The sequence below is a fragment of the Selenomonadales bacterium 4137-cl genome (assembly GCA_032334055.1).
GTDB classification, from domain to species: Bacteria; Bacillota; Negativicutes; order Sporomusales; family UBA7701; genus Anaeroselena; species Anaeroselena agilis.
Map to the genome: position 1 here is coordinate 1,795,149 of JAUOZS010000001.1, position 20,240 is coordinate 1,815,388.

Genomic DNA, 20,240 nt, shown 5'->3' on the forward strand with positions numbered 1-20,240 from the left:
ACCTACAACATATACTCCCCGTCCAGGCAGCGCCGCCAGTCCGCTAGCGCCCTGGCCAGCTCGCCCGCGGCCAACACCGGCGCGGCCAGCATACCGGCCGCCTGCAAAGGAGCGACACACACCCGCCCCCCCCAGTCGGCCTCAGGAGCATAACCTTCCAAACCGCGCCCCGCAACAAACTCGCCCGCGCACCGCCAGTGCATCAGCCAAGAGTCCGGGCCGTCCGCCAGCTGCCACACGACCGGCCGGCGCTTGAACTGGGCGACATGACGCGGAAAGAACCCGCGCTCCAGCCAGCGGTCGAGTGCGACGCCGGTTACGGCGGCGAAATCGGCGGCAAATCCGGCTGGAACGCACCTCTGCGCGACAAGTTCATCAAGCGCCGCCCGCACCGCCGGGATGGCCATTATGCCGGGGTCGGCGGCCGCCGCCTGCTCCGGCCAGGCATGGCCATGCAGCGTCAGCACCGCCGCGCTGACGAAATCCAGCGCCATTTCCTTCTCCAGCGGCGGACACCGCCAGCCCTCCTCCACGATCCCCTCACATAAAAGATTATATACTGTTAGGGGATGCAATCTTATAAATGCCACTAATTTTATGAAGAATTCCTCCGGCAACTGGCCGCGCTTCGGACCCTCCCGGTACAAAAGGCTCAGTCGCTCTTTCAGGACTGCCAGTTCTTCGCCGCCGCACTGGCGGACACTGGCCGGCCCCGGCAGCCTGTCGTCCGCCAGCTCCGGCGGCAGCGTCTCGTACCCGGCCAGCGCCGGCCACTCGTCCGGAAAGCCTCCGAGCTCTTCAGTCAGCGCCGCCGCCTCGGCCGGCGGCAGGGCTAACGCAGCCGCCAGCAGTCGGTCGACGGCGGCTGCGGCCAACACCTGCCTCAGGGCCGCCAGCCATAGCCGGACCGCCCGTTGCGCCAGCGTGGCCGAGAGCGGCAGGAACTCCGCCGGCGCGAAGCGGTAACCCCGGTCGGTCGGCTCCAGCGTCCGCAGTTCGTCCGCCGCCGCCGCCGCCACCAGCGCCAGCCGGCCGATCTCTTGCCGAGTTGTCGCCGACACGGCCGGCAAAGGCAGTCGCTGGAGATCGACAGGCTGATAATTGACCGTCGGGTTGAACACCTTCAGCAGCCCCTGACAGAGCTTGGCGTTAAGAAGGCCGAGCAGAAAAGGCGTTTCCTGCGGGTCGTGAGCGAAAACGCAGCTGGCGGCCATATCGGTCATGCAGCCGGCCGGCAGCAGCTTGGCCGTGAAAGCCTTGCTGCTCACCAGTCCGTACGCCAGCCCCTCACGGAACCAGTACTTCGTGTTGGGAAGCTGAGCGGAATAATAGCTCCCGTAATATCGCCGCGCGCCCTCCGTCCAGCGCACGTAATGAGCCGCCCGGCGCGCGTAGCGGAACCCGCTCGCCTCCTTTTCGTACGGTACCCACCCGTCCGCCGCGCCGTCCGGGCCCCAAATCTCCCACCAGCGTCGTACGAACCGCGCGTTGTCCGCCGTCTTCATCCCCAGCACGACATCGGCGGCCTCCTTTAGCGGCCGCGCTTCCGTCAGCGCCGCCCGCAGCCCGTCCCCCAGCCAGTAGGCCAACGGCCTCCCGGGCAAGGCGGTCGCCTCGGCAACCGTGCGAACGAACACCTCCGGCCGGCGCTCGCCGGCGTTATGCCCCCGCACCGCCTCCGCCAGCGCCTCGGCCTTTCGCGGCGCCGCCAACAGCTTGATATAAACGCCTTTTTCGGCTGCGGCCCCGTTTACGGCCAGCACGAACAGCGCCGCATCCACCACCGCATCGGCGAAGGCCCCCAGCCCCAGGTGGGCCAACGTGCGAATCGCCGCCTGGCCGAAAACTTCGCCGCGCAACTTCGCGTAACTTTGGAGGTAAAGAAAAGACTGCGGCGTAACCATCGCCACGCACTCCTCCGCCAGCGCCAGGCAACGCGTAATGAAAGCCGCGTAAAGATTGCCGGCGGCGACGGGGTAATGCCGCCGCAGATACGCCCGGACCGTTGAGGCGTAATCGCGCTTGTCCAAATAAGGCGGATTAGTCAGCACCACCGCGTAGCGGCGGCCCAGCAGCCGGCCGAGCGCCCCTGCGGCGTCCGCCGCCGTCAGCAACGACCCCAGTCCGCCGTCCCGCTCGTCAGCCGCCACGACATTGGCGTACAAACCCGGCAGCGCGGCAAGCTCGATAGCCGGCGCCCTCTCCTTTGCCCGCAGCCACAGGACCGCGCGGGCGACCGCCACCGCCCGCTTGTCGATATCCGCTCCGAAAAGATTGCCGTTCACGATCGACGCGCAGATCACCGCCGGATCGTCAGCCCCCTCCTCGCGATACATCCCGTATAAAAGATCGAACGCCGCCAACAGAAAATTACCCGCACCGCAGGCCGGGTCGCAAACCGTCAGCTCCCTCGCCCGGCGTGGCCGCCCCCTGCTCTCGTCCGGCAAGCCGACGCGATAGCGCCACCCGGCCGCCAGCGCCGAGTCCGGACGCCCGGCGAGCCACAGCGCACCGAGGGAATTTTCCGCCAGGAAAGCCGCCATGTATGGCTCGCTGTACACCTGGGTCGCGGGCACCAGCGCCCCGGCGCCGATCTTCGCGCACTGGTCGCCGCGCGTCCGGCCAGCCAGCCCTGCCCGCTCACCGCTGTGCCAGAACTGGTTCAGCCACCCGAGCGCGGCCGGAGCGGTCAATAGCTCCCCGCAGCCGGCCAGAAGCTCGCGGCCGCGTTGCTCCGCCGCTGGCAGCACTCCCGCCGTTCCTCCGAAAAAAGCCGGCGCCGGACCCGCCACCCCCCGCGCGGCCATCGCAGCCTCCAGAGCCAGCGTCATCCCGGCGTGCCACGCCTCAGCCCCGGCCGCTTCGCCCGTCCCGTCCTCCAGCATCCGCCGCAGCAGAGTAACCGTTTCCCGCAGTTTTTTCCGCGCCCCGTTATCCATAGCAGCCCCCAAACGGCCAATAATATCCATTGCTTCGCCGGCCCGGAGGCAAACTCCTACCATGGCCGGACGCCAAAAAAGGCCCGGGATTACTCCCGAGCCTTTCCAGCCGCTGCGCTTACAGCACGTACACCTTTACCTTCTGCATGCCGAACTCATATGCTTCGTCGACCGACCCCATGGCGATGTCGATGCGGTTGCCCTTGATGGCGCCACCGGTATCCTCGGCGGTCGCGTATACGCCGCGGCCGTCGGCGAACTCGATATACACCCGTGCGCCGAGGGGGATAACCCGCGGGTCGACGGCGATAATGCCGGGACGGACCCGGGTGCCCAGGTGAGTCAGGCTGCCCCACTTGCCGTTATCGTGCGGGCCGGACGCGTACGCCGTCGCGACGATGTCAAGCGCACGCTTATGGCTGTCAGGCGCCGCGCCCTGCTTTACCGCCGCGCTCTTACCGGTCAGCGCCGTGATGACGCCCAGATCGGCAACGCCGTCGGCCTCGATAGCAAGCGATTTTTCCAGCTTTTGAACCGCCGCGGCGGTACGGCTGCCGTACACGCCGTCCCGGTCGCCGGTGCCGAAGCCTTTCTCGGCCAGAGCGGCCTGAAGCTGACGCACGTCATCTCCCTGGGTGCCCGGGGCAAGCTCGCGCTCGCCCAAAGCCGCCCACGCCAGCGGCGTAGCCGCGCCCAAAGCCAAAGTGAACATGGTGAAGGTACATACAATAATCTTGTTGATGTTTTTCATTTTAAAACACCCCTTTCTATCGTGCCTGCGGGGTTAGCTGACGGGTTCGGATGAAAAGGTAAGACCCTACCGCCTGTTGGCGGATTCACCCCAATTGCTTGGTTCCCCCACTTTCCCGATCGGGAAACTTGGCACAGGCCATAATGATACACGATCAACCCGCACAGGACAAGCCCGGCCGGCCGCCCTGCCGGACCGTTAACGCCGCCTGTCCCCGGTATGCACCGCCATCCTCGCCGATAAGACGCTATACGGCCGCCGGCGGATGAATCCCCCCTCCGGTGCTAAAACTAGAACAGCGCCGGCAAAATAGCAACCGCCGGCAGCATAACGACGGGTCGGGTAACAGCGCATGCTCAACGAATGGTTCAAAACAAAAAAACCGCATAAACTGCCACCGCGCACACAAGCCGCGAGCACCGCCGCCGCCCCGCGAAAATACGACGCCATCGTCGTCGGCGCCGGGCCGTCCGGCGCCAGTGCCGCATGCTTCATGGCCCGCGACGGCCTTGATGTCCTGCTCCTCGAACGCGGCCCCTTCCCCGGCGCCAAGACATGCGGCGGTGCGGCCGTCATCGCCGAACAAATCCACGAACTCTTTCCCAACTTCTGGGAAGAGTGCCGTTACGAGCGCATCGTCACCCGCCTCGACTACTGGTGGCTCAACGACGATTCGGCCGTCACCGCCGGCTTCACCAGCGGGCGCCTGGCCGCTGCCCCGTACAACCGCCTGTCCGTGAAACGCAAAAACTTCTACTCGTGGCTGGCCGCCAAGGCGGTATCCGCTGGCGCTACCCTCCTGCTCGGCCACACGGTCGACGACGTCCTCCTCGACCACGGCCGGACCGTAGGCGTCCATGTGTCCCCGCCCCAGAACACGACCTTTCTCGCCGACATCGTCATCCTCGCCGACGGCGCCAACTCCCTCCTCGCCGAACGGGCCGGCCTCAACTCCAGCGTAACGGCAAAAAACCTCTCCCTGTACGCCAAAGAAACCATCGCCCTCCCCCCCGAAACCATCGAGGAGCGCTTCAACCTCCCGCCCGGCCAGGGCGCCGCCATCGGCCTCATCGGCTACCCCACCGCCGGCTTTAACGGCACCGGATCAATCCACCTCTTCCGCGACGGCGTCAACATCAACGCCGGCATGTCCGTCAGCGACTTCGCCGCCGGTGGCTTCGGCCCCGGCGACCTCCTTGAGCGCATAAAAAAACACCCCCGCATCCAGCCTCTCCTGGCCGGGGGCGTAACCGCCGAATACGGCGCCGCCATGATCCCCGAAGGCGGCTACCACGCCATTCCACCCCTTGTCCATCCAGGTCTCCTCATCGCCGGCGACGCCGCCTCGCTTGTCAACGGCACCCAGGGCATCAACCTCGCCATGTGGTCTGGCTTCTACGCCGCCAAAGCAGCCTTTGAAGCGAAAAAAAGCCGCGACTTCTCAGCCCGCAAGCTTTCACTCTACCGCACCCTCCTGGACGAAAGCTTTATCCTCCAGAACATGCGCGCCAATGCCAAAGCCGCCGCCCTCCAGCGCGACAGACCCTACCTCTTCGACCTCTACAGCCGCATGGCCAACGAGGCCGCTTACCAAATGGCCCGTGCCTATCCCATGCCCATGAATGCCAAGCGCAAATTCATCTGGCACAAAGTCACCAGCCTCCAACCCGTTGGCAAGATAGCCGCCGACCTCTGGCAGGTCCTCAAGGTGGTAAAAGGATGACCAGCACCGCCGCCAAAGTGTCCCTCATCGAATTCCGCCCCGACGACGACTGGCAGCACATCGTCATCGCCGATCAGGAAGAATGCCGGCGCTGCCCGGACAAAAACTGCCTGCGCGTCTGCCCGGCGGGCGTCTTCGCGTGGGACAACCACCCCGGACACCCGGTCCTCGTCCGCTACAAGCAATGCGTCGAATGCGGCGCCTGCCGGCTGGCCTGCCCGCAGGGCGCGATCGAATTCTCATACCCCCGCGGCGGGTACGGCGTGGTATTCCACCAGGGCTAGCACGTTCAATCCTTCCCTAAAACGAACGGTGCGAACCCCACCTCCGTCCAGGCCGCGTTGTAAAGCTGGCGCAGCAGACCGTCAAGGCGACGCCGCAGCATCCCCTTCACCTCGGCCATTGAGCTGAAAAACAGCCTGGTCGCCGGATGGGCGCTGTTAAGCGCCGCCTGCTGATAATACTGCCCCGACTTTTCCGTCAGCACGATCAAAAACCACAACGACGCGAGCCCGACGACCGTCGACTCCCTGGACGTCCCCAGCCCGGCCAAGGCCTCCTGCCAGACGCTGTCCGGCCCCAAAAGCCCGGCGGCGTTCACCTCCGGATAACGGCCGCTGTCCACGTCCACATACTGGGCGCGATCGACCAGCAGTTCGATCCCCGCCTGGAACGTGCCCACAGCGGTCACCGCCGCCTGCAGCTCAGGCGTCGACTGAGCCATCACCAGTTCCACCTCCTGGCGGATCTGCGCCTCAAGAACGGCGGCGAACTGAAAAACCTTCATCTGCCTTCCCTCCGTCAAAACAGCCCGGTCCGCGGTGGCGGACCGGGCTGTCAGCATTGTTACTTCCTATCGGCCATCAACACGCCAGCTTTGGCGATATTCGTCTTCGCCTGATCGCGGATAATGATCGTAACAGCCTCAGGCGGGCACTTTCCGGCCTCACAGACGGCCGCGGTTACCTTTTCGGCCAATTCACGCTTCTGTTCCACGCTGCGGCCTTCGACCCAGTCAATCTGCACAATCGGCATATATTCGTATCCTCCCCACTAATTTTAATTAGTTTAATTCGCCGCAGCCCGTATTATCCCTGCTCACACTCTGCCGACAGGCAACAAAATCCATCCGGCGAGACCCTGCCCGGGCAACAAAAACCGCCGGCTGATCGCCGGCGGTCGGCTGTGTAACTTTAAGGCAGCAGCACTCCGGTCAGGGCCAGGAGATTGACCCAGGCGCGGAACGTCCCCACCATTGGCTGAACGCCGCCGACAAGCGCCGGGCCGAACACGTTCAGCGCCCCGATGGTGATCAGGAGCGGCGAAGCCGTGGTCCCCGGTCCAAACAAAGCGACGCAGTGGAAAACCTCGCCAAGCTGGCCGCCGATCACCCAGCCGCCAACGATAACGACACCGGCATTCTGCCCCTCCAACTCCTCAAGCTCTTCGATCAGCTCGCTCTGCTGGCGGATCATCCCCTTGCCCGTCTTCACCTGCTGGCCGCCGTACTTGCCGCCTGACGCCAGTTTGCCGGTTTCGCTGATCGGCGGAAAAATGAACGGCCCCTCGACAGCGACCGCAATATTGCAAACATCCACCATAAACTCGCTCACGAGAATATCCACTCCCGGCAGAGTCGGGTTTGGCGGCCGGAACCTCACCGCCGTCACCCCCACGATGCCGACCGCCGGCAGTACGGTGATAATACGGTCCTCCAGCCTGCCAAGGCGGCCGAATACGGCGGATCCGTCGATAAGCAGCAGCAACACATTGCGGTCCCTAAGGCCGCGCAATTCTGCGACCAACTCACGGTTGCAGTAACAATGCAGCGGAGTATCCATACGCAAAAGCCTCCTTTTACACTTTCCTATATTTATCTTATGGAAACTTTGTAAAAGATGTTACTTTCACGCTCAATTGCGGTTCCCGACGACCGGCCAAAAAAAATAAACGGTCCCGCAAAAAGACCGTTGTCACTCCCGTTCCGGCTGCCCGTCCTTCCTCGGACCGCGCCGCCGCCACCACAGCCAGCCGTACAACGCCACCACCAGCGCCACGACCGCCACCAGGCGGGTCAGATTTTCACCGGCGAACACGATATCGTGGCCCAGCAAAACCTTCACGATCACCGGCGGCAGTTTGCCGATAAAAGTAGCCCAGAAAAAATCCCGCGCCGATATACGGCTCACAGCCGCCACCGCGGTTATTATTCCCGACGGCGCCAGCGGCAGCAGCCGAGCGATCAGCAGCGCCTTGAAGCCGTTCGCCGCACTGTAATCGTCCACCTGCTTGAGATACGGACTGTGGGCAATCCACCGCTCCACCGCCTGCCGGAAAAAAAAGCGGGCGAAAACGAACATGATAATCGCGCCGATAACCTCGCCCGACCAGGAAATGAGCGTGCCCCACGCCAGGCCGTAAACGATGCCCGCCGCGCCCGACAGGATCATGAACGGAAAAACGATCGTAAAGGTCATCACCACAAACAGGCCAATGGTCACCGCCACTCCCCAGGCCCCGAAAGAGTGGAGATACTCGGCCAGGGCGGCGATGTCGCCCTTCCTGATGATTCCGTAGGCATGTTGAACGATATCCGGCTGCCACCAATAGAACAAAGCGCCGGCGGCGATTATAAACAGCCAACCCAAAATTTTGCCCATCTGTCTCGTCCCTGAAAAAAATAATCGTATTCCGCAATAAGCATACTAGAATCGCCCCCAAAAGGCAACCATAAAAGAAAAACAGCACCGCGGCGGTGCTGCATGCTGCTATACGTCTACCCCTGCCACTGTCCCAGCTCGCTGCGGAAAATGCGGCACGAGCCGCCCAGCCAATGGACACAATCCGGGCAGCGGCGCGCGAACCCCGCCTCCGAAACGTTGAGCATCGAATACCCGTAACCCATCGCATTGATAACATGCTCGAACTCCCGGCATTCGCCGGCGATACCCCGCACCTCTTCCTCGGTAAACCTCTTCTCCATGTCGCACCACCTCAGCCGCAATATAGCCTTAGTGTGCGCCAGCAAACCGTCATTATTCCCGCTACATAAAGAGAATCGCCGCCGGTGCCCGTAAAATAGCCGTTCAGCCGCTCTCATCTCATTCCAGTCTACGAAAACGGCCCCATAACCCCCGCCGCCAGTCTCGAAAAAAAAATTTTCCCAGCTATGTATAAGCGGCGCATATCGCGGGCACAATGATAACGTAAAATTTTCTCCTCTCCCATAATTGGCGGCACCAGCCGCCGCTTTTTTTTACCCCTGAAAAATCATCCCGAAATGGTCGCCGAATCGTTTGCCCAACACCGGGCGCACCGCCGCGAACAAACCAGGCGCCGCCACCGTCCGCTGCGCCGCCTGGCGCGCCTCCAGCAGCACCCCCGTGTCCTTGACGATATCGGCGATCTTCAAATCGGGCATGCCATGCTGGCGGGTGCCGAAAAACTGTCCCGGCCCCCTAAGCTCCAAGTCCTTCTCCGCCAGCACAAACCCGTCCTGGACTTGCGCCATTATCGCCAGCCGCTCCCGCGTTTCCGGGCTCTGATTATCCGACAGCAAAATGCAATACGACTGATGCTCGCCGCGTCCGATACGGCCCCTGAGCTGATGGAGCTGGGCCAGGCCGAAGCGGTCCGCCCCCTCCACCGCCATCACGGTGGCGTTGGGCACGTTAACCCCCACCTCGATCACCGTCGTCGCCACCAGCACCTTCACCTCGCCGCCGTAGAAAGCGCGCATCGCCGCTTCCTTCTCCGTCGCTTTCATCCGGCCGTGCACCAGCGCGCAGGATATATCGCGGAAATACGTCCCCTTCAATTGCTCGTACAGTTGGGTTGCGGCCTGCACCTCCAACTTGTCTGACTCCTCCACCAGCGGACAGACCACATACCCCTGGCGGCCGGCCGCAACCTCCTTCACAATAAAATTATACACCCGCGCGCGCATATCGCCGCCGACCGCGTACGTCTTCACCGGCTTGCGGCCCGGCGGCAGCTCGCGGATCACCGACACGTCCAGGTCTCCGTACACCGTCAGCGCCATTGTCCGCGGGATGGGCGTCGCCGTCATCACCAGCACGTCCGGCGTCGGCCCCTTGGCCTGCAGCAGCGCCCGCTGCCGCACCCCGAAGCGGTGCTGCTCGTCAGTCACCACCAGCCCGAGGTGCCGGAAAATAACATCCTCCTGAATTAACGCATGGGTGCCGACCACCACGTCCACCAGGCCGTCGCGCAGGCGATTCAGCACCTCCTCGCGCGTCCGCTTCGTCAGACTGCCGGTCAGCGCCGCGATCCTCACACCGTGCGGCGCCAATAGCTGGGCGAGCGTATGGCAGTGCTGCTCGGCCAAAATCTCCGTCGGCGCCATCATCGCCCCCTGGTAGCCGTCGGCCGCCGTCTTGGCCAGCGCGATCGCCGCCAACACCGTCTTGCCCGAGCCGACATCCCCCTGCACGAGTCGCTGCATCGGCCGGGCGTCCTCCATATCGGCCTTGATCTCAGCCAGCGCCGTCCGCTGATCCTTCGTCAGCGCGAACGGCAGCGCCGCCTCCACCTTCTTCACCAACGCGTCGTCAGGCCCGTGCTTGATCCCCGCGCCCTCCTGCCTGTTCAAGCTCTTAAGGTACAACAGCCCGCACTGCAGCAGATACAACTCCTCGAACACCAGTCGCCGCCTGGCCGCCTCCAGCGCCGCCGCATCGGCCGGAAAATGGATATTCTCCAGCGCCGCCCGGCTGCCCATCAGCTTATGCTGCGCCAGCACCTCCGGCGGCAGAAACTCAGGCCGGTCGCCCTCCGCGTCCAGCGCCTGACGGATCAGCGTCCTAAGCCAGCGCTGGCCGACGCTCTCGCTCGCCGGGTAAACCGGCACGATCCGCCCCGTATGGAGCAAGTCCGCGCCGTCGACCACCTCGACCTCCGGGTGGGACACCTGCACCTGTCCGTAGCGCCGCTCCACCTTGCCGGAAATTATCAGCTCCATCCCCGGCCTGAACCACTTCTTCACATACGGCTGGTTGAACCACACCATCTGCGCGGTGCCGGTCGCATCCCGCACCGTCAGCTTCGTCAGCGTCAGGCCCCGCCGCGGCCGCGAATCGGTTACCGCTCCCACGATCGCCTGAAAAGTCTGCAGCTCGCCGTCGGCCAAAGCCCGTATCGGCTTCAACTGGCTGCGGTCCTCATAGCGGCGCGGATAATGCTCCAGCAGGTCGCCGAGCGTGAAGATGCCCAGCTTGGCCAGCATCGCCGCCTTGGCAGGCCCCACGCCCTTAATGAATTTTATGTTCGTATCTCGTCCTATAGCCAATATAATCTACTCCTGAGCGGCCTTATTAAGCTCCGCCAACAGCTTCTCCACATCCACCTCATGCATGCGGGCGCCGCCGGCCACCGTCTCGTTGGCCGCTCCCATGCAGCCGATACAGCCCAGGCCGTGGCGGGCGAACACTTCCCGCGCCGCGGGGCAGCGCCGCAAAACCTCGCCGATCGGCGTCTCCTTCGTGATCACGCTTGCCGCCTCCTCTCCCGCTACTTTTTGCGGTTCTACTTCCATACATTATGATAAAAATCCTCCCCCGGACACTTTGAGGGATTTTATTGTTCCAGGCCTTGCATATCGAACGGCAACTGTGTTAAAATACTGATGTTATCGTCTTATGTATGTCTCGTCCCGTCGAAGGAGGTGGAATTAATGGCCAACGTTTGCGAAATCTGTGGCAAAGGCGAGAGCAGCGGCATGAATGTCAGCCACTCGAACCTCAAGACCAAACGCACCTGGAAACCCAACATCCAACGCGTAAAAGCCCTCGTCCAAGGTGAAATAAAGAGAGTCAACGTCTGCACCCGTTGCCTGCGTTCCGGTAAAATCCAGCGGGCGGTGTAATATTGCACAGAGGAAATCCCCCGGCATAAGCCGGGGGATTTTTTAATGCTTGTCTGGCACCGCGGCCAGCAGCTCGTGCAGCCGTTCGCCGGTAATATCATACTTCTCGCCGCAGAAATGGCAGCGAACCTCTGCCTTCCCTTCCGCGGCCATATCCGCTAACTCATCCCGTCCCAGGCTGACCAGCATAGCCTCCACCCGCTCGGTAGAGCACTGGCAGTTGAACGCCAGCCGCGCCTGCTCGAACACCGTCGCCTCCAGGCCGGTGAAAACCTTCAGCAGCATCGACGCCGCGTCGGCCCCGCCGCGCACCAGCTCGGACACGGGCGGCAACGCGGCCAGGTTGGCCTCCACCTTCGCCAGCACCGTGTCCTCCGCTCCCGGCAGCGCCTGAACAACGATCCCCCCGGCGGCGCCCACCGAATAATCGGTATTCACAAGCACCCCGAGAGCGACCGTCGACGGCGTCTGTTCGCTCACCAGCAGGTAATTGGCCACATCGTCGCCGATCTCGCCGCTTACCAGCTCCGCAGTGCCGGTGAAGGGCTGCTTCATGCCCGTGAATCGCGTCACATGGATATGACCCCTCCCCACCGCCTGCCCGACCGGCAGCTTGCCGCCAGCCAACGGCAGGTCCACGTGGGGATTGCGCACATAGCCGCGCACCGTGCCCTGGGCGTGGGCGTCGGCGATCACCCCGCCCAGCGGGCCGTCGCCGGCGAGGCGGATGGTCACGTATTCGTCGGTCTTCAGATTGGCGGACAGCAGCAGCGCCGCCGTCATCGTCCGCCCCAGGGCTGCCGCCGCCACCGGGAAACAGTCGTGCCGGCGCCGCGCCTCCTCCACGAGCTCCGTGGTCACGGCGGCGAACGCCCTCACCCCCGGAACAGTGGCTTTAACCAGATGATCCTGCATATATACCTCCAAACAATCAGCGGAAAATGCAGCTTCTGCAAGCTGCGGGCTGCCTATAGTTCCTCGTGGGCGAACACTTCGCCGGTCACGATATCTATTATCTCGATTTTCCCGGCCGTTATCCGCGCCACCGTGCCATGCCCGTCCAGCCGCTTCGACATCGCCGGCGAGCCGGGGTTGAGCAGCGTGACGCCGTCGCGCTTCGTCAGCTCAGGCACATGGGTGTGACCGGTTACCAGCACCGCCGCCCCCAACCGCTTGGCCAGCGCCCACCGCCCCGCCTCGTCGAGGCTCTGGCCGTGATGGACGATTATGCGGCGGCCGTCCGCGAACACATAAGCGTACGGCGCCTGCACCGGCATATCCAGCACCATTGCGTCCACCTCGGCGTCGCAGTTGCCGGCGACGATAATCACCGGCACTGGGCAGGCGTTAAGCTCCTCCGCCAACTCCTTGGGATTATACTCGGCCGGGATGGGATTGCGCGGCCCGTGATAAAGCACGTCCCCGGCATGAAGGATGAAATCGCAGTCGGCGAAATACCGGCGGTAAACTTCCCGCCAGGTCTCAACACAGCCATGCGTATCACTGACAACACCTATTTTCATCCGCACCAATCATCCATTTCCTGGAAATATTTACAATCCCTTGAGCAAATTAGCCATCTCGATTGCCGCCACCGCCGCGTCGAACCCTTTATTCCCGGCCTTCGTACCGGCCCGTTCCACCGCCTGCTCGATCGTCTCGGTCGTCAGCACGCCGAAAATCGTCGGCACGCCGCTGGTAAGACCCACGTGGGCCACCCCTTTCGAGACCTCGGCGCATACATAATCGAAATGAGGCGTGTTGCCGCGGATCACCGTGCCCAGGCAGACAACCGCGTCGTATTTCTTGCTCTCCGCCATCTTCTTGGCTACCAGCGGGATTTCGAACGCCCCCGGCACCCAGGCCACCTCGATATCGTCCGCGGCCGCTCCGTGCCGGGTAAGGGCGTCCATCGCCCCGCCCACCAATTTATTGGTGATGAACTCGTTGAACCGTGCGGCCACCACGCCGAACTTCAGACCCTCGGCCACCAGGCCGCCTTCGTAAATCTTCGCCATCTTATTGCGCCTCCTCCGTCTTTTCGAGTATATGTCCCAGCTTCGATTTCTTCACCGACAGGTAACGCTGGTTGAACCGGTTGGCCTTCATCTCCAGCGGCACCCGCTCGGTGATCGTCAGCCCGTAGCCCTCCAGGGCGACGCGCTTGCGCGGGTTATTGGTCAGCAGATTGATGCTGGTCAGCCCAAGATCGCACAAAATCTGGGCGCCGATGCCGTAATCCCTGAGATCGGGGGCGAAGCCCAGCAACTCGTTAGCCTCCACCGTATCCTTGCCCCGGTCCTGCAGCGCGTATGCGCGGATCTTATTCGCCAGACCGATGCCGCGCCCTTCCTGGCGCATATACAGCAACACGCCCGCCCCGGCGTCGTTGATCCGCTTAAGCGCCGTCGCCAGTTGCTCGCCGCAGTCGCAGCGCAGCGACCCGAGCACGTCGCCGGTCAGGCACTCGGAGTGGACCCGCACCAGCACATTCTGCATGCCGGCCACCTCCCCCTTCACCAGCGCCACGTGGCACTGGTTGTCGAGCTCGCTCTCGTAAGCCACCAGCTTGAATTCGCCGTACTTGGTCGGCAGCCTGGTCTCGGCCACGCGCACTACGAACCGCTCGTGATGCTTACGGTAGCGGATAAGGTCGGCGACGGTGATCATCTTCATATTGTGCCGCTCGGCGAACTCCAGCAACTGCGGCACCCGGGCCATCGTGCCGTCCTCGTTCATCACCTCGCAGATCACCGCGGCGGGATACAGTCCGGCCAGCTTGGCCAGGTCGATCGACGCCTCGGTGTGGCCAGTCCGCCGCAGCACCCCGCCCTCGCGGTAACGCAGGGGGAAGATGTGCCCTGGACGGCGGATATCGGCCGGCGTACTGCTCGGGTCGAGCACCGCCTTGACCGTCATGGCCCGCTCGTGCGCCGAAATGCCGGTTGTCACACTCTCGGCGTCGATCGACACCGTGAACGCCGTGCACATCGTATCGGTGTTGTCGGTCACCATCAAACCGATGTTAAGCTCGTCCAGGCGGCTGCCGATCACCGGCATGCACACCAGCCCGCGGGCGTTGGTGACCATGAAATTGATCGCCTCCGGCGTAACCTTCTCGGCCGCGACGACCAGGTCGCCCTCGTTTTCGCGGTCCTCGTCGTCGACGACGATAATCATCTTGCCGTCCCTGATATCCTTGATCGCTTCTTCGACAGTACTGAATCCCATGACAAATCCCTCCTAAAACGTAAAACCATGTTCGGCTAAAAAACCAGCGCTCAGACCGACCCGGCCGCCGGCATCCTGCGGCGGCGCCAGTCCCAGCAGCTTCTCCACATACTTGCCGATGACGTCGGCCTCAAGATTAACCGGCGCCCCAACCCCTTTGAATCCCAGCGTCGTCACCGACGCCGTATGGGGGATAAGGGAAACGGTGAACCAGTCCGGCCCGGCCGCTACCACCGTAAGGCTGATGCCGTCGATCGCGATCGAACCCTTGGCAACAATATACCGCATCACCGCAGCCGGCGCTTCTATGCGAACGATAACGGCGTTATCGTTCGTCTCCTTCGACCGGATGATACCCACGCCGTCGATATGGCCGCTGACGATATGGCCGCCCAACCGGTCTCCGACCCTGAGCGTGCGCTCCAGGTTGACGACATCGCCGTTTTTCAGCCCGGCCATCGCCGTCCGCTCCACCGTCTCGGGCATCACATCGGCCGTGAACCAGCTGTCGCCATAGTCCGCCACCGTCAGGCAAGTCCCGTTGACGGCGATGCTGTCGCCCAGCTTCACGTCGCCCATAATCGCTTTCGCGCCCACCGTCAGCCGTACCGACCGGGCGCCGCGCGTCATCGATTTAACCCTGCCCAATTCTTCCACAAGCCCGGTAAACATCGCGTCCCTCCCTTGCCGCCGGATAGGCGGTTATCAGTAAATCGCCGGCCACGGGCTCGGCGCTCATATCCTCCAGCAGCACCGCTTCGTCCACCGCGTCCGCGCCCGCGCCGCCCACCGGCCCCGGCGCCTCCGCGCCGCCGAAAATCTTCGGCGCGACGAAAGCGTAAATCTTATCGACGACGTTGGCGGCTAGAGCACTCGCGTTCACCGCCGCCCCGCCTTCCACCAACACACTGGTCAGCTTGCGCTCCCCGAGAACGCGCCACAGGGCCCTGAAATCGACGCCCGTCGCCCCCCAGGGTAAAACAAGCACCTCCGCGCCGGCGGCCCTCAGCGCCGCCACGCGGTCGGCCGGCGCAGCCTCCGTCACCGCGATCAGCGTGGGCGCCAGACCGTCGGCCGCCACCTTGGCGGTCGGCGGCGTGCGCGCCATACTGTCCACCACCACCCGGAGCGGATTCTTGCCGCCGCCCTCCGGCAGACGGGCGGTCAGTTCGGGATCGTCGGCCAGCACCGTGCCCACGCCGACAAGAATGGCGTCGCACTCGTCGCGCAGCCGGTGGACCCTTTCCCGGGCCGCCGGCCCCGTTATCCACTTCGACCGGCCGCTGCGGGTGGCAATCTTGCCGTCAAGCGTCATCGCCGTCTTCATTATTCCGAACGGCATCCCGGTCGTCACCCACTTGATGAACGCCTCATTAAGCCTGGCGGCCTCGTCCGCCAGCACTCCCTCGACGACCTCGACGCCGGCGGCCCGCAGCCTGTCGAGCCCCTGGCCGCACACCTTCGGGTTGGGGTCGGTCATCGCCGCCACCACCCGCTTCACCCCGGCGGCGATCAGCGCGTCGGCGCACGGGCCGGTGCGGCCGAAATGGCAGCACGGCTCCAGCGTCACGTACACCGTCGCCCCGCTGGCCGCCTCGCCTGCGGCCGCCAGCGCATGCACCTCGGCGTGCGGCGTGCCCGCGCACAAGTGGCAGCCTTCGCCCACCACCTGTCCGTCTTTCACGACCAGCGCCCCCACCAGCGGGTTGGGGCTGGTGCGGCCGCACGCCCGCCGGGCGATCTCCAGGGCCTTACGCATAAAAGCCTTATCCTGTTCTTTGTACATTCTTAACAAACACCTCTAATACCCGGTTCGTCTCAGCTACTATTTTACCCGGAAAATATAAACAGGCTGTCCGGAAAGCAGCGCTTTCCCAACAGCCTTTGCGGGCAACGGAAACACACGGGGACGCAGGCCTCTCCCAGGCCTACGCAACCAGCCTTTTTCCATCCAGACTATACTGTCGGCCCCGGAATTCCACCGGGTCTGCCGTATATACGGCTCGCGGGCTATAAACCGCCGATCGGGAATTACAAGACGGCCGTTGATAAGCCTCCATCTGCTTTGTTGCTCCTGCGGTCCTCCGCTCCGACGTACAAACCAGTACGTCTCCGCTGCGGTCCTCGTCGCGCCTCGCATCTGAAGGCTTCTGAACGGCCTTTCAGCCGTCCAGGGACGCCTCGTTCACCCTGCCCCAAAGGCATTGTATGCATTTGTCAATAAATATACTAGCACTTTCCTCCCGGCAGGTCAAGACCCCCGGAGAGCGCGGATGGCCGCCGCCATATCGGGCGCGCCGTAAACGGCCGAGCCGGCCACGAGGATGTTGGCCCCCGCCGCCGTTACCTGGCGGGCGTTGTCGGGTATGATGCCGCCGTCCACCTCGATATCCACCGCCAGCTTGCGCGCCTCCACCATCCGCCTTAGCCGCCTGATCTTGTCGACCATCGTCGGGATGAACTTCTGGCCGCCGAAGCCGGGATTGACCGTCATCAGCAGCACCATGTCCACGTAATCCAGCACCTCTTCCACCGCCGACAGCGGCGTGGACGGATTAAGCGACACCCCTGCCCTGGCTCCCTGCTCGCGGATGGTCTCCAGTAGCCTGTGGAGATGCGGGGCCGTCTCGGCATGAACGGTCACGATATCCGCCCCCGCTTTGATGAACGGCGTCACCATCTCCTCAGGATTGGTAATCATAAGGTGCACATCGAACGGCAGGTCGGTCGTCTTGCGAATGGCCGCCACCACCGGCGGGCCGATGGTCAGATTAGGCACGAAATGGCCGTCCATCACATCGACATGGATAAGGTCGGCGCCAGCCGCCGCCACGCGGCGGATCTCGCCGCCGAGGTCGGCGAAGTCGGCCGACAGGATCGAAGGAGCGATTTTTATCATCTCAGAAGCCTTTCTTGGCGGCGCGGATCTCCTCCAGCACCTCCAGGTAAGAATCGTAGCGGCTGCGGGCGATCCGGCCTTCGGTCACCGCCTGCTTGACGGCGCACTGGGGCTCCTTCACATGCAGGCAGGTGGAAAACTTGCAGCCCGCCGCCGCAGCGGCGATATCCGGAAAGTAATACGGGAGCTCCGGTTCGCCGATAGTGGCGAACTCCGTCAGGCTGAAACCGGGCGTGTCCACCACGAAGCCGCCTCCGGCCAGCGGCAGCAGCTCGGCAAAACGGGTCGTATGCTTACCGCGGCCGATCTTGCGGCTCACCTCGCCGGTCACCAGCGACAGCCCAGGCTGCAGAGCGTTCAGCAGGCTCGACTTGCCGGCCCCCGAAGGCCCGGCAAACACCGTGATGCGGTCGTACAGACGGCCGCGCAGCTCCTCCATCCCGCTCCCGGTCTTGGCCGACACCATGAAAACAGGGTAACCGACCGCGCGATAAAGCTCGGCCAGCGGCGCCAACGCCGACGTGTCGGCGATATCGGTCTTGTTGACACACAGAACGGCCTCCAGCCCCGACCACTCGGCCAGCACCAGGAACCTGTCGACCAGCGCCGTGCCGATATCGGGATTGACGGCGGCGAAGGTCAGCACCACCTGATCGACATTGGCCACCATCGGCCGCCGGAGTAGACTGCGGCGCGGCATGATCTCCTCGATGACCCCCTTGTCCGGGCCGGCGGCACTGTAAGCGACCTCATCGCCCACCAGGAGGGAAAAGCGCTCCTTCTTGAACCGCCCGCGCAGCGAACAGGCCGTCACCTTGCCGCCTGTTTGGACGTAGTAATAGCTACTATAGGCTTTTACCACTATACCTAGTAGCATAATACCTCCAGCGCTTAACATTAGGAACAGCGATGCAGTTGGGCTTTCCGGGCGGGACTACAGCACCTGCTCCTGGAACAGCACCCCGTTGATATACACCTGCACCCTCACCTGGCCGACGCCTTCCACCGTTTTGTCGATGCGGTCGCCGGGCCGGTGAACATTTTCATAAACCACGCGGCGGCCGTTGCTATCGGTCACCACGATCTGGATACCCTGGCGAATGGGGCCTTCAGGCACGGTAACCTGCACCACCGCCCGTTTGACCGCCCCCGAAACGCTCCTTGCCGCCTGCAGATCCACCGACGACCCCTCAAGAACCTCGCTACCCGGCGACGGGTTCTGGCCGATGATCGTGCCTGGCGGATAACGGTCGCTCGGGCCTTCCGACACCGAGCCGACCTTGAGCTTCAGACTCTCGATCTGGGTCGTCACCGTACTGAGCGGCGTACCGCGGAAATCGGGCAGAACGATCTTACGCGGCCCGGCCCCCTTACTGATCGTAAGATCGATGGGCGTCCCCTTGCCCACCTGGGCAGGCGGCCGGGGATTCTGGGCGATGACGGTGTCTGCCTGCGTATCGGCCGCGTACTGTTCCTCCACACGGCCGAGCGTCAGGCCGGCGTTCTTGATCGTAAGCTCGGCGTCGCGTCGTTTCATGCTGCGCACATCGGGGACGACGGTGATCTCCGGCCCCTTGCTGACGACGATCATGACGGTGCGCTGTTCCTTCACCGTAGCCCCCGCCTCGGGGCTCTGCGAAATAACGTAACCGGCCACAACCTTTTCGTTGAAGGCGTCGGTGACCGATACGCGGAGATTACTGCTCAGGAGAATATTGCGCGCCGTGTCGACCTGCTTGCCGACAACGCCGGGCACAACAACCTCGCTCGTGCTCCAGAACTTGCCGAACGCCAGGAAGGCGCCAGTGGCGAACGCCAGCACGAGCAGGCCGGCCAGCGCCCACAGCCAGGCCCGCTTGCCTTTCCCGCCCGGCGGCGGCCCCTCTGCCCCGCCATCTTCGGCCGGCGGCTCCGGCACATCCACCCGCGGCAACACCTGGGTGGGAAAATCCTCCTTAGCCAAACGGCGGGTATGATCATCCCGCAAGTAATGCTGAGCCGACCGCAAATCGGCGATCATCGCCCCCACATCGGTAAACCGCTGCTCGGGATTCTTGGCCATCGCCTTCAACACCAGGGCCTCCAGGATTGGCGGCACCGCCGGATTGATCTCCCGCAGCGGCTGCGGGTCGTCCTGCAGATGCTTGATCGCAATGCTGATCGGCGTCTCGCCGGTGAACGGCACCGCCCCGGTCAGCATCTCGTACATCACCGAACCTAGCGAATAAATGTCCGACTTGGCGCTCACCGGCGCACCCTTGGCCTGCTCGGGCGAGAAATAATGCACCGAACCGATGATCGTGCCCGTCTGGGTCATCGTGGCCGAAGTTACGGCGCGGGCTATGCCGAAATCGGTCACCTTCACCCGGCCCGTCCGGGTCATGAGGATATTGTGAGGCTTAATGTCGCAGTGGACGATATTGTTCTGATGGGCGTGCTCCAGCGCCTCGGCGATCTCCAGGGCCACGCGGACGGCGGTCTCCACCGGCAGCGGCCCCTCGCGCACGATCCTGTCCTTGAGCGTCTCGCCCGATATATACTCCATCACGATATAATAGCTGTCTTCGTCACGGCCGACATCATAGATATTCACGATATTGGGATGGGAAAGCCTTGCCGCCGCCTGGGCCTCGCGACGAAAGCGGGTGACGAACTCCTCGTCGTCGGTGAACTGAGCCCTTAGCACCTTCACCGCCACCGAACGGTCGAGCAGCTTGTCGTGGGCGCGAAAAACGTCGGCCATACCGCCGCCGCCTACCCGTTCCAAAATCGTGTAACGATTATCAAGTGTCCGATTTATCAAGACCCTCACC

General features: G+C 63.5%; 21 protein-coding genes and 2 riboswitches. Of the genes, 3 read left to right on the forward strand and 18 right to left on the reverse strand.

Annotation, left to right across the window (positions count from 1 at the left end; translation table 11 throughout):
* Positions 1-2 precede the first annotated feature (2 nt).
* Both Q4T40_09525 and Q4T40_09530 read right to left on the reverse strand, forming a co-directional pair.
* Positions 3-2,939 carry an N-6 DNA methylase gene (locus Q4T40_09525; protein ID MDT8901479.1) on the reverse strand — a complete coding sequence of 979 codons (2,937 nt, stop codon included), beginning with the start codon at positions 2,937-2,939 and terminating at the stop codon, positions 3-5.
* Between the two features lie 118 nt (positions 2,940-3,057).
* Entirely contained in the window at positions 3,058-3,690 is a 633-nt protein-coding gene (locus tag Q4T40_09530) for a 3D domain-containing protein (protein ID MDT8901480.1), read from the reverse strand.
* A 7-nt stretch (positions 3,691-3,697) separates the two neighbouring features.
* A riboswitch (cyclic di-AMP (ydaO/yuaA leader) is annotated at positions 3,698-3,834 on the reverse strand.
* 208 nt (positions 3,835-4,042) lie between these two features.
* On the opposite strand from Q4T40_09530, the gene Q4T40_09535 reads away from it, so the two are divergent.
* Together Q4T40_09535 and Q4T40_09540 are read left to right on the forward strand one after the other, a co-directional pair.
* Positions 4,043-5,413, forward strand: coding sequence for an FAD-dependent oxidoreductase (locus tag Q4T40_09535; protein ID MDT8901481.1), 1,371 nt, complete (start codon positions 4,043-4,045; stop codon positions 5,411-5,413).
* Positions 5,410-5,697, forward strand: coding sequence for a 4Fe-4S dicluster domain-containing protein (locus tag Q4T40_09540; protein ID MDT8901482.1), 288 nt, complete (start codon positions 5,410-5,412; stop codon positions 5,695-5,697). The genes Q4T40_09535 and Q4T40_09540 overlap by 4 nt, the downstream gene beginning before the upstream one ends.
* Positions 5,698-5,702: 5 nt before the next feature.
* Here the strand turns inward: Q4T40_09540 and Q4T40_09545 are convergent, their stop codons facing one another.
* From Q4T40_09545 to Q4T40_09575, 7 genes are all read right to left on the reverse strand, one after another.
* Positions 5,703-6,200, reverse strand: a complete 498-nt coding sequence (locus Q4T40_09545) for a hypothetical protein (protein ID MDT8901483.1) — start codon at positions 6,198-6,200, stop codon at positions 5,703-5,705.
* Between the two features lie 59 nt (positions 6,201-6,259).
* Positions 6,260-6,448, reverse strand: coding sequence for a 2-hydroxymuconate tautomerase (locus Q4T40_09550; protein MDT8901484.1), 189 nt, complete (start codon positions 6,446-6,448; stop codon positions 6,260-6,262).
* 158 nt (positions 6,449-6,606) lie between these two features.
* The gene (locus tag Q4T40_09555) at positions 6,607-7,254 is read right to left on the reverse strand and encodes a hypothetical protein (protein ID MDT8901485.1); all 648 of its coding nucleotides are present in this window, start codon (positions 7,252-7,254) and stop codon (positions 6,607-6,609) included.
* 132 nt (positions 7,255-7,386) lie between these two features.
* Complete coding sequence (locus Q4T40_09560) at positions 7,387-8,073, reverse strand: TVP38/TMEM64 family protein (protein MDT8901486.1); 687 nt, start codon at positions 8,071-8,073, stop codon at positions 7,387-7,389.
* A gap of 116 nt (positions 8,074-8,189) precedes the next feature.
* Positions 8,190-8,396 carry a hypothetical protein gene (locus Q4T40_09565; protein MDT8901487.1) on the reverse strand — a complete coding sequence of 69 codons (207 nt, stop codon included), beginning with the start codon at positions 8,394-8,396 and terminating at the stop codon, positions 8,190-8,192.
* 273 nt (positions 8,397-8,669) lie between these two features.
* The gene (gene recG, locus Q4T40_09570; protein ID MDT8901488.1) at positions 8,670-10,721 is read right to left on the reverse strand and encodes an ATP-dependent DNA helicase RecG; all 2,052 of its coding nucleotides are present in this window, start codon (positions 10,719-10,721) and stop codon (positions 8,670-8,672) included.
* 6 nt (positions 10,722-10,727) lie between these two features.
* Positions 10,728-10,922 (reverse strand): DUF1858 domain-containing protein, encoded by a 195-nt coding sequence (locus tag Q4T40_09575; protein MDT8901489.1) that lies wholly within the window; start codon positions 10,920-10,922, stop codon positions 10,728-10,730.
* A 183-nt stretch (positions 10,923-11,105) separates the two neighbouring features.
* On the opposite strand from Q4T40_09575, the gene rpmB reads away from it, so the two are divergent.
* Positions 11,106-11,297 (forward strand): 50S ribosomal protein L28, encoded by a 192-nt coding sequence (gene rpmB / locus Q4T40_09580; GenBank protein ID MDT8901490.1) that lies wholly within the window; start codon positions 11,106-11,108, stop codon positions 11,295-11,297.
* A gap of 42 nt (positions 11,298-11,339) precedes the next feature.
* Here the strand turns inward: rpmB and hslO are convergent, their stop codons facing one another.
* From hslO to pknB, 9 genes are all read right to left on the reverse strand, one after another.
* Positions 11,340-12,212 carry an Hsp33 family molecular chaperone HslO gene (gene hslO, locus Q4T40_09585; GenBank protein MDT8901491.1) on the reverse strand — a complete coding sequence of 291 codons (873 nt, stop codon included), beginning with the start codon at positions 12,210-12,212 and terminating at the stop codon, positions 11,340-11,342.
* Positions 12,213-12,265: 53 nt separating this feature from the next.
* The gene (gene yfcE / locus Q4T40_09590) at positions 12,266-12,820 is read right to left on the reverse strand and encodes a phosphodiesterase (GenBank protein MDT8901492.1); all 555 of its coding nucleotides are present in this window, start codon (positions 12,818-12,820) and stop codon (positions 12,266-12,268) included.
* Positions 12,821-12,850: 30 nt separating this feature from the next.
* Positions 12,851-13,315, reverse strand: coding sequence for a 6,7-dimethyl-8-ribityllumazine synthase (ribE, locus tag Q4T40_09595; GenBank protein ID MDT8901493.1), 465 nt, complete (start codon positions 13,313-13,315; stop codon positions 12,851-12,853).
* A gap of 1 nt (position 13,316) precedes the next feature.
* A complete protein-coding gene (locus tag Q4T40_09600) occupies positions 13,317-14,528 on the reverse strand; it encodes a bifunctional 3,4-dihydroxy-2-butanone-4-phosphate synthase/GTP cyclohydrolase II (GenBank protein MDT8901494.1) in 1,212 nt (403 codons plus the stop codon).
* Positions 14,529-14,540: 12 nt separating this feature from the next.
* Positions 14,541-15,200 (reverse strand): riboflavin synthase, encoded by a 660-nt coding sequence (locus Q4T40_09605; GenBank protein MDT8901495.1) that lies wholly within the window; start codon positions 15,198-15,200, stop codon positions 14,541-14,543.
* Complete coding sequence (gene ribD, locus Q4T40_09610; GenBank protein ID MDT8901496.1) at positions 15,163-16,314, reverse strand: bifunctional diaminohydroxyphosphoribosylaminopyrimidine deaminase/5-amino-6-(5-phosphoribosylamino)uracil reductase RibD; 1,152 nt, start codon at positions 16,312-16,314, stop codon at positions 15,163-15,165. Before ribD ends, Q4T40_09605 begins: the two co-directional genes overlap by 38 nt.
* 149 nt (positions 16,315-16,463) lie before the next feature.
* Positions 16,464-16,575: riboswitch (FMN riboswitch) on the reverse strand.
* Positions 16,576-16,779: 204 nt separating this feature from the next.
* Positions 16,780-17,427, reverse strand: coding sequence for a ribulose-phosphate 3-epimerase (gene rpe, locus Q4T40_09615; protein MDT8901497.1), 648 nt, complete (start codon positions 17,425-17,427; stop codon positions 16,780-16,782).
* Between the two features lies 1 nt (position 17,428).
* Positions 17,429-18,304 (reverse strand): ribosome small subunit-dependent GTPase A, encoded by an 876-nt coding sequence (gene rsgA / locus Q4T40_09620; protein MDT8901498.1) that lies wholly within the window; start codon positions 18,302-18,304, stop codon positions 17,429-17,431.
* A gap of 57 nt (positions 18,305-18,361) precedes the next feature.
* Positions 18,362-20,239, reverse strand: coding sequence for a Stk1 family PASTA domain-containing Ser/Thr kinase (pknB, locus tag Q4T40_09625; protein ID MDT8901499.1), 1,878 nt, complete (start codon positions 20,237-20,239; stop codon positions 18,362-18,364).
* Position 20,240: the final 1 nt, after the last annotated feature.

Excerpts from the sequence above, each read along its gene's own strand:
- Q4T40_09525 (MDT8901479.1), bottom strand. The coding sequence starts at position 2,939 with ATGGATAACGGGGCGCGGAAAAAACTGCGGGAAACGGTTACTCTGCTG.
- Q4T40_09530 (MDT8901480.1), bottom strand. The coding sequence starts at position 3,690 with ATGAAAAACATCAACAAGATTATTGTATGTACCTTCACCATGTTCACT.
- Q4T40_09535 (MDT8901481.1), top strand. The coding sequence starts at position 4,043 with ATGCTCAACGAATGGTTCAAAACAAAAAAACCGCATAAACTGCCACCG.
- Q4T40_09540 (MDT8901482.1), top strand. The coding sequence starts at position 5,410 with ATGACCAGCACCGCCGCCAAAGTGTCCCTCATCGAATTCCGCCCCGAC.
- Q4T40_09545 (MDT8901483.1), bottom strand. The coding sequence starts at position 6,200 with ATGAAGGTTTTTCAGTTCGCCGCCGTTCTTGAGGCGCAGATCCGCCAG.
- Q4T40_09550 (MDT8901484.1), bottom strand. The coding sequence starts at position 6,448 with ATGCCGATTGTGCAGATTGACTGGGTCGAAGGCCGCAGCGTGGAACAG.
- Q4T40_09555 (MDT8901485.1), bottom strand. The coding sequence starts at position 7,254 with ATGGATACTCCGCTGCATTGTTACTGCAACCGTGAGTTGGTCGCAGAA.
- Q4T40_09560 (MDT8901486.1), bottom strand. The coding sequence starts at position 8,073 with ATGGGCAAAATTTTGGGTTGGCTGTTTATAATCGCCGCCGGCGCTTTG.
- Q4T40_09565 (MDT8901487.1), bottom strand. The coding sequence starts at position 8,396 with ATGGAGAAGAGGTTTACCGAGGAAGAGGTGCGGGGTATCGCCGGCGAA.
- rpmB (MDT8901490.1), top strand. The coding sequence starts at position 11,106 with ATGGCCAACGTTTGCGAAATCTGTGGCAAAGGCGAGAGCAGCGGCATG.
- hslO (MDT8901491.1), bottom strand. The coding sequence starts at position 12,212 with ATGCAGGATCATCTGGTTAAAGCCACTGTTCCGGGGGTGAGGGCGTTC.
- yfcE (MDT8901492.1), bottom strand. The coding sequence starts at position 12,820 with ATGAAAATAGGTGTTGTCAGTGATACGCATGGCTGTGTTGAGACCTGG.
- ribE (MDT8901493.1), bottom strand. The coding sequence starts at position 13,315 with ATGGCGAAGATTTACGAAGGCGGCCTGGTGGCCGAGGGTCTGAAGTTC.
- Q4T40_09600 (MDT8901494.1), bottom strand. The coding sequence starts at position 14,528 with ATGGGATTCAGTACTGTCGAAGAAGCGATCAAGGATATCAGGGACGGC.
- Q4T40_09605 (MDT8901495.1), bottom strand. The coding sequence starts at position 15,200 with ATGTTTACCGGGCTTGTGGAAGAATTGGGCAGGGTTAAATCGATGACG.
- ribD (MDT8901496.1), bottom strand. The coding sequence starts at position 16,314 with ATGTACAAAGAACAGGATAAGGCTTTTATGCGTAAGGCCCTGGAGATC.
- rpe (MDT8901497.1), bottom strand. The coding sequence starts at position 17,427 with ATGATAAAAATCGCTCCTTCGATCCTGTCGGCCGACTTCGCCGACCTC.
- rsgA (MDT8901498.1), bottom strand. The coding sequence starts at position 18,304 with ATGCTACTAGGTATAGTGGTAAAAGCCTATAGTAGCTATTACTACGTC.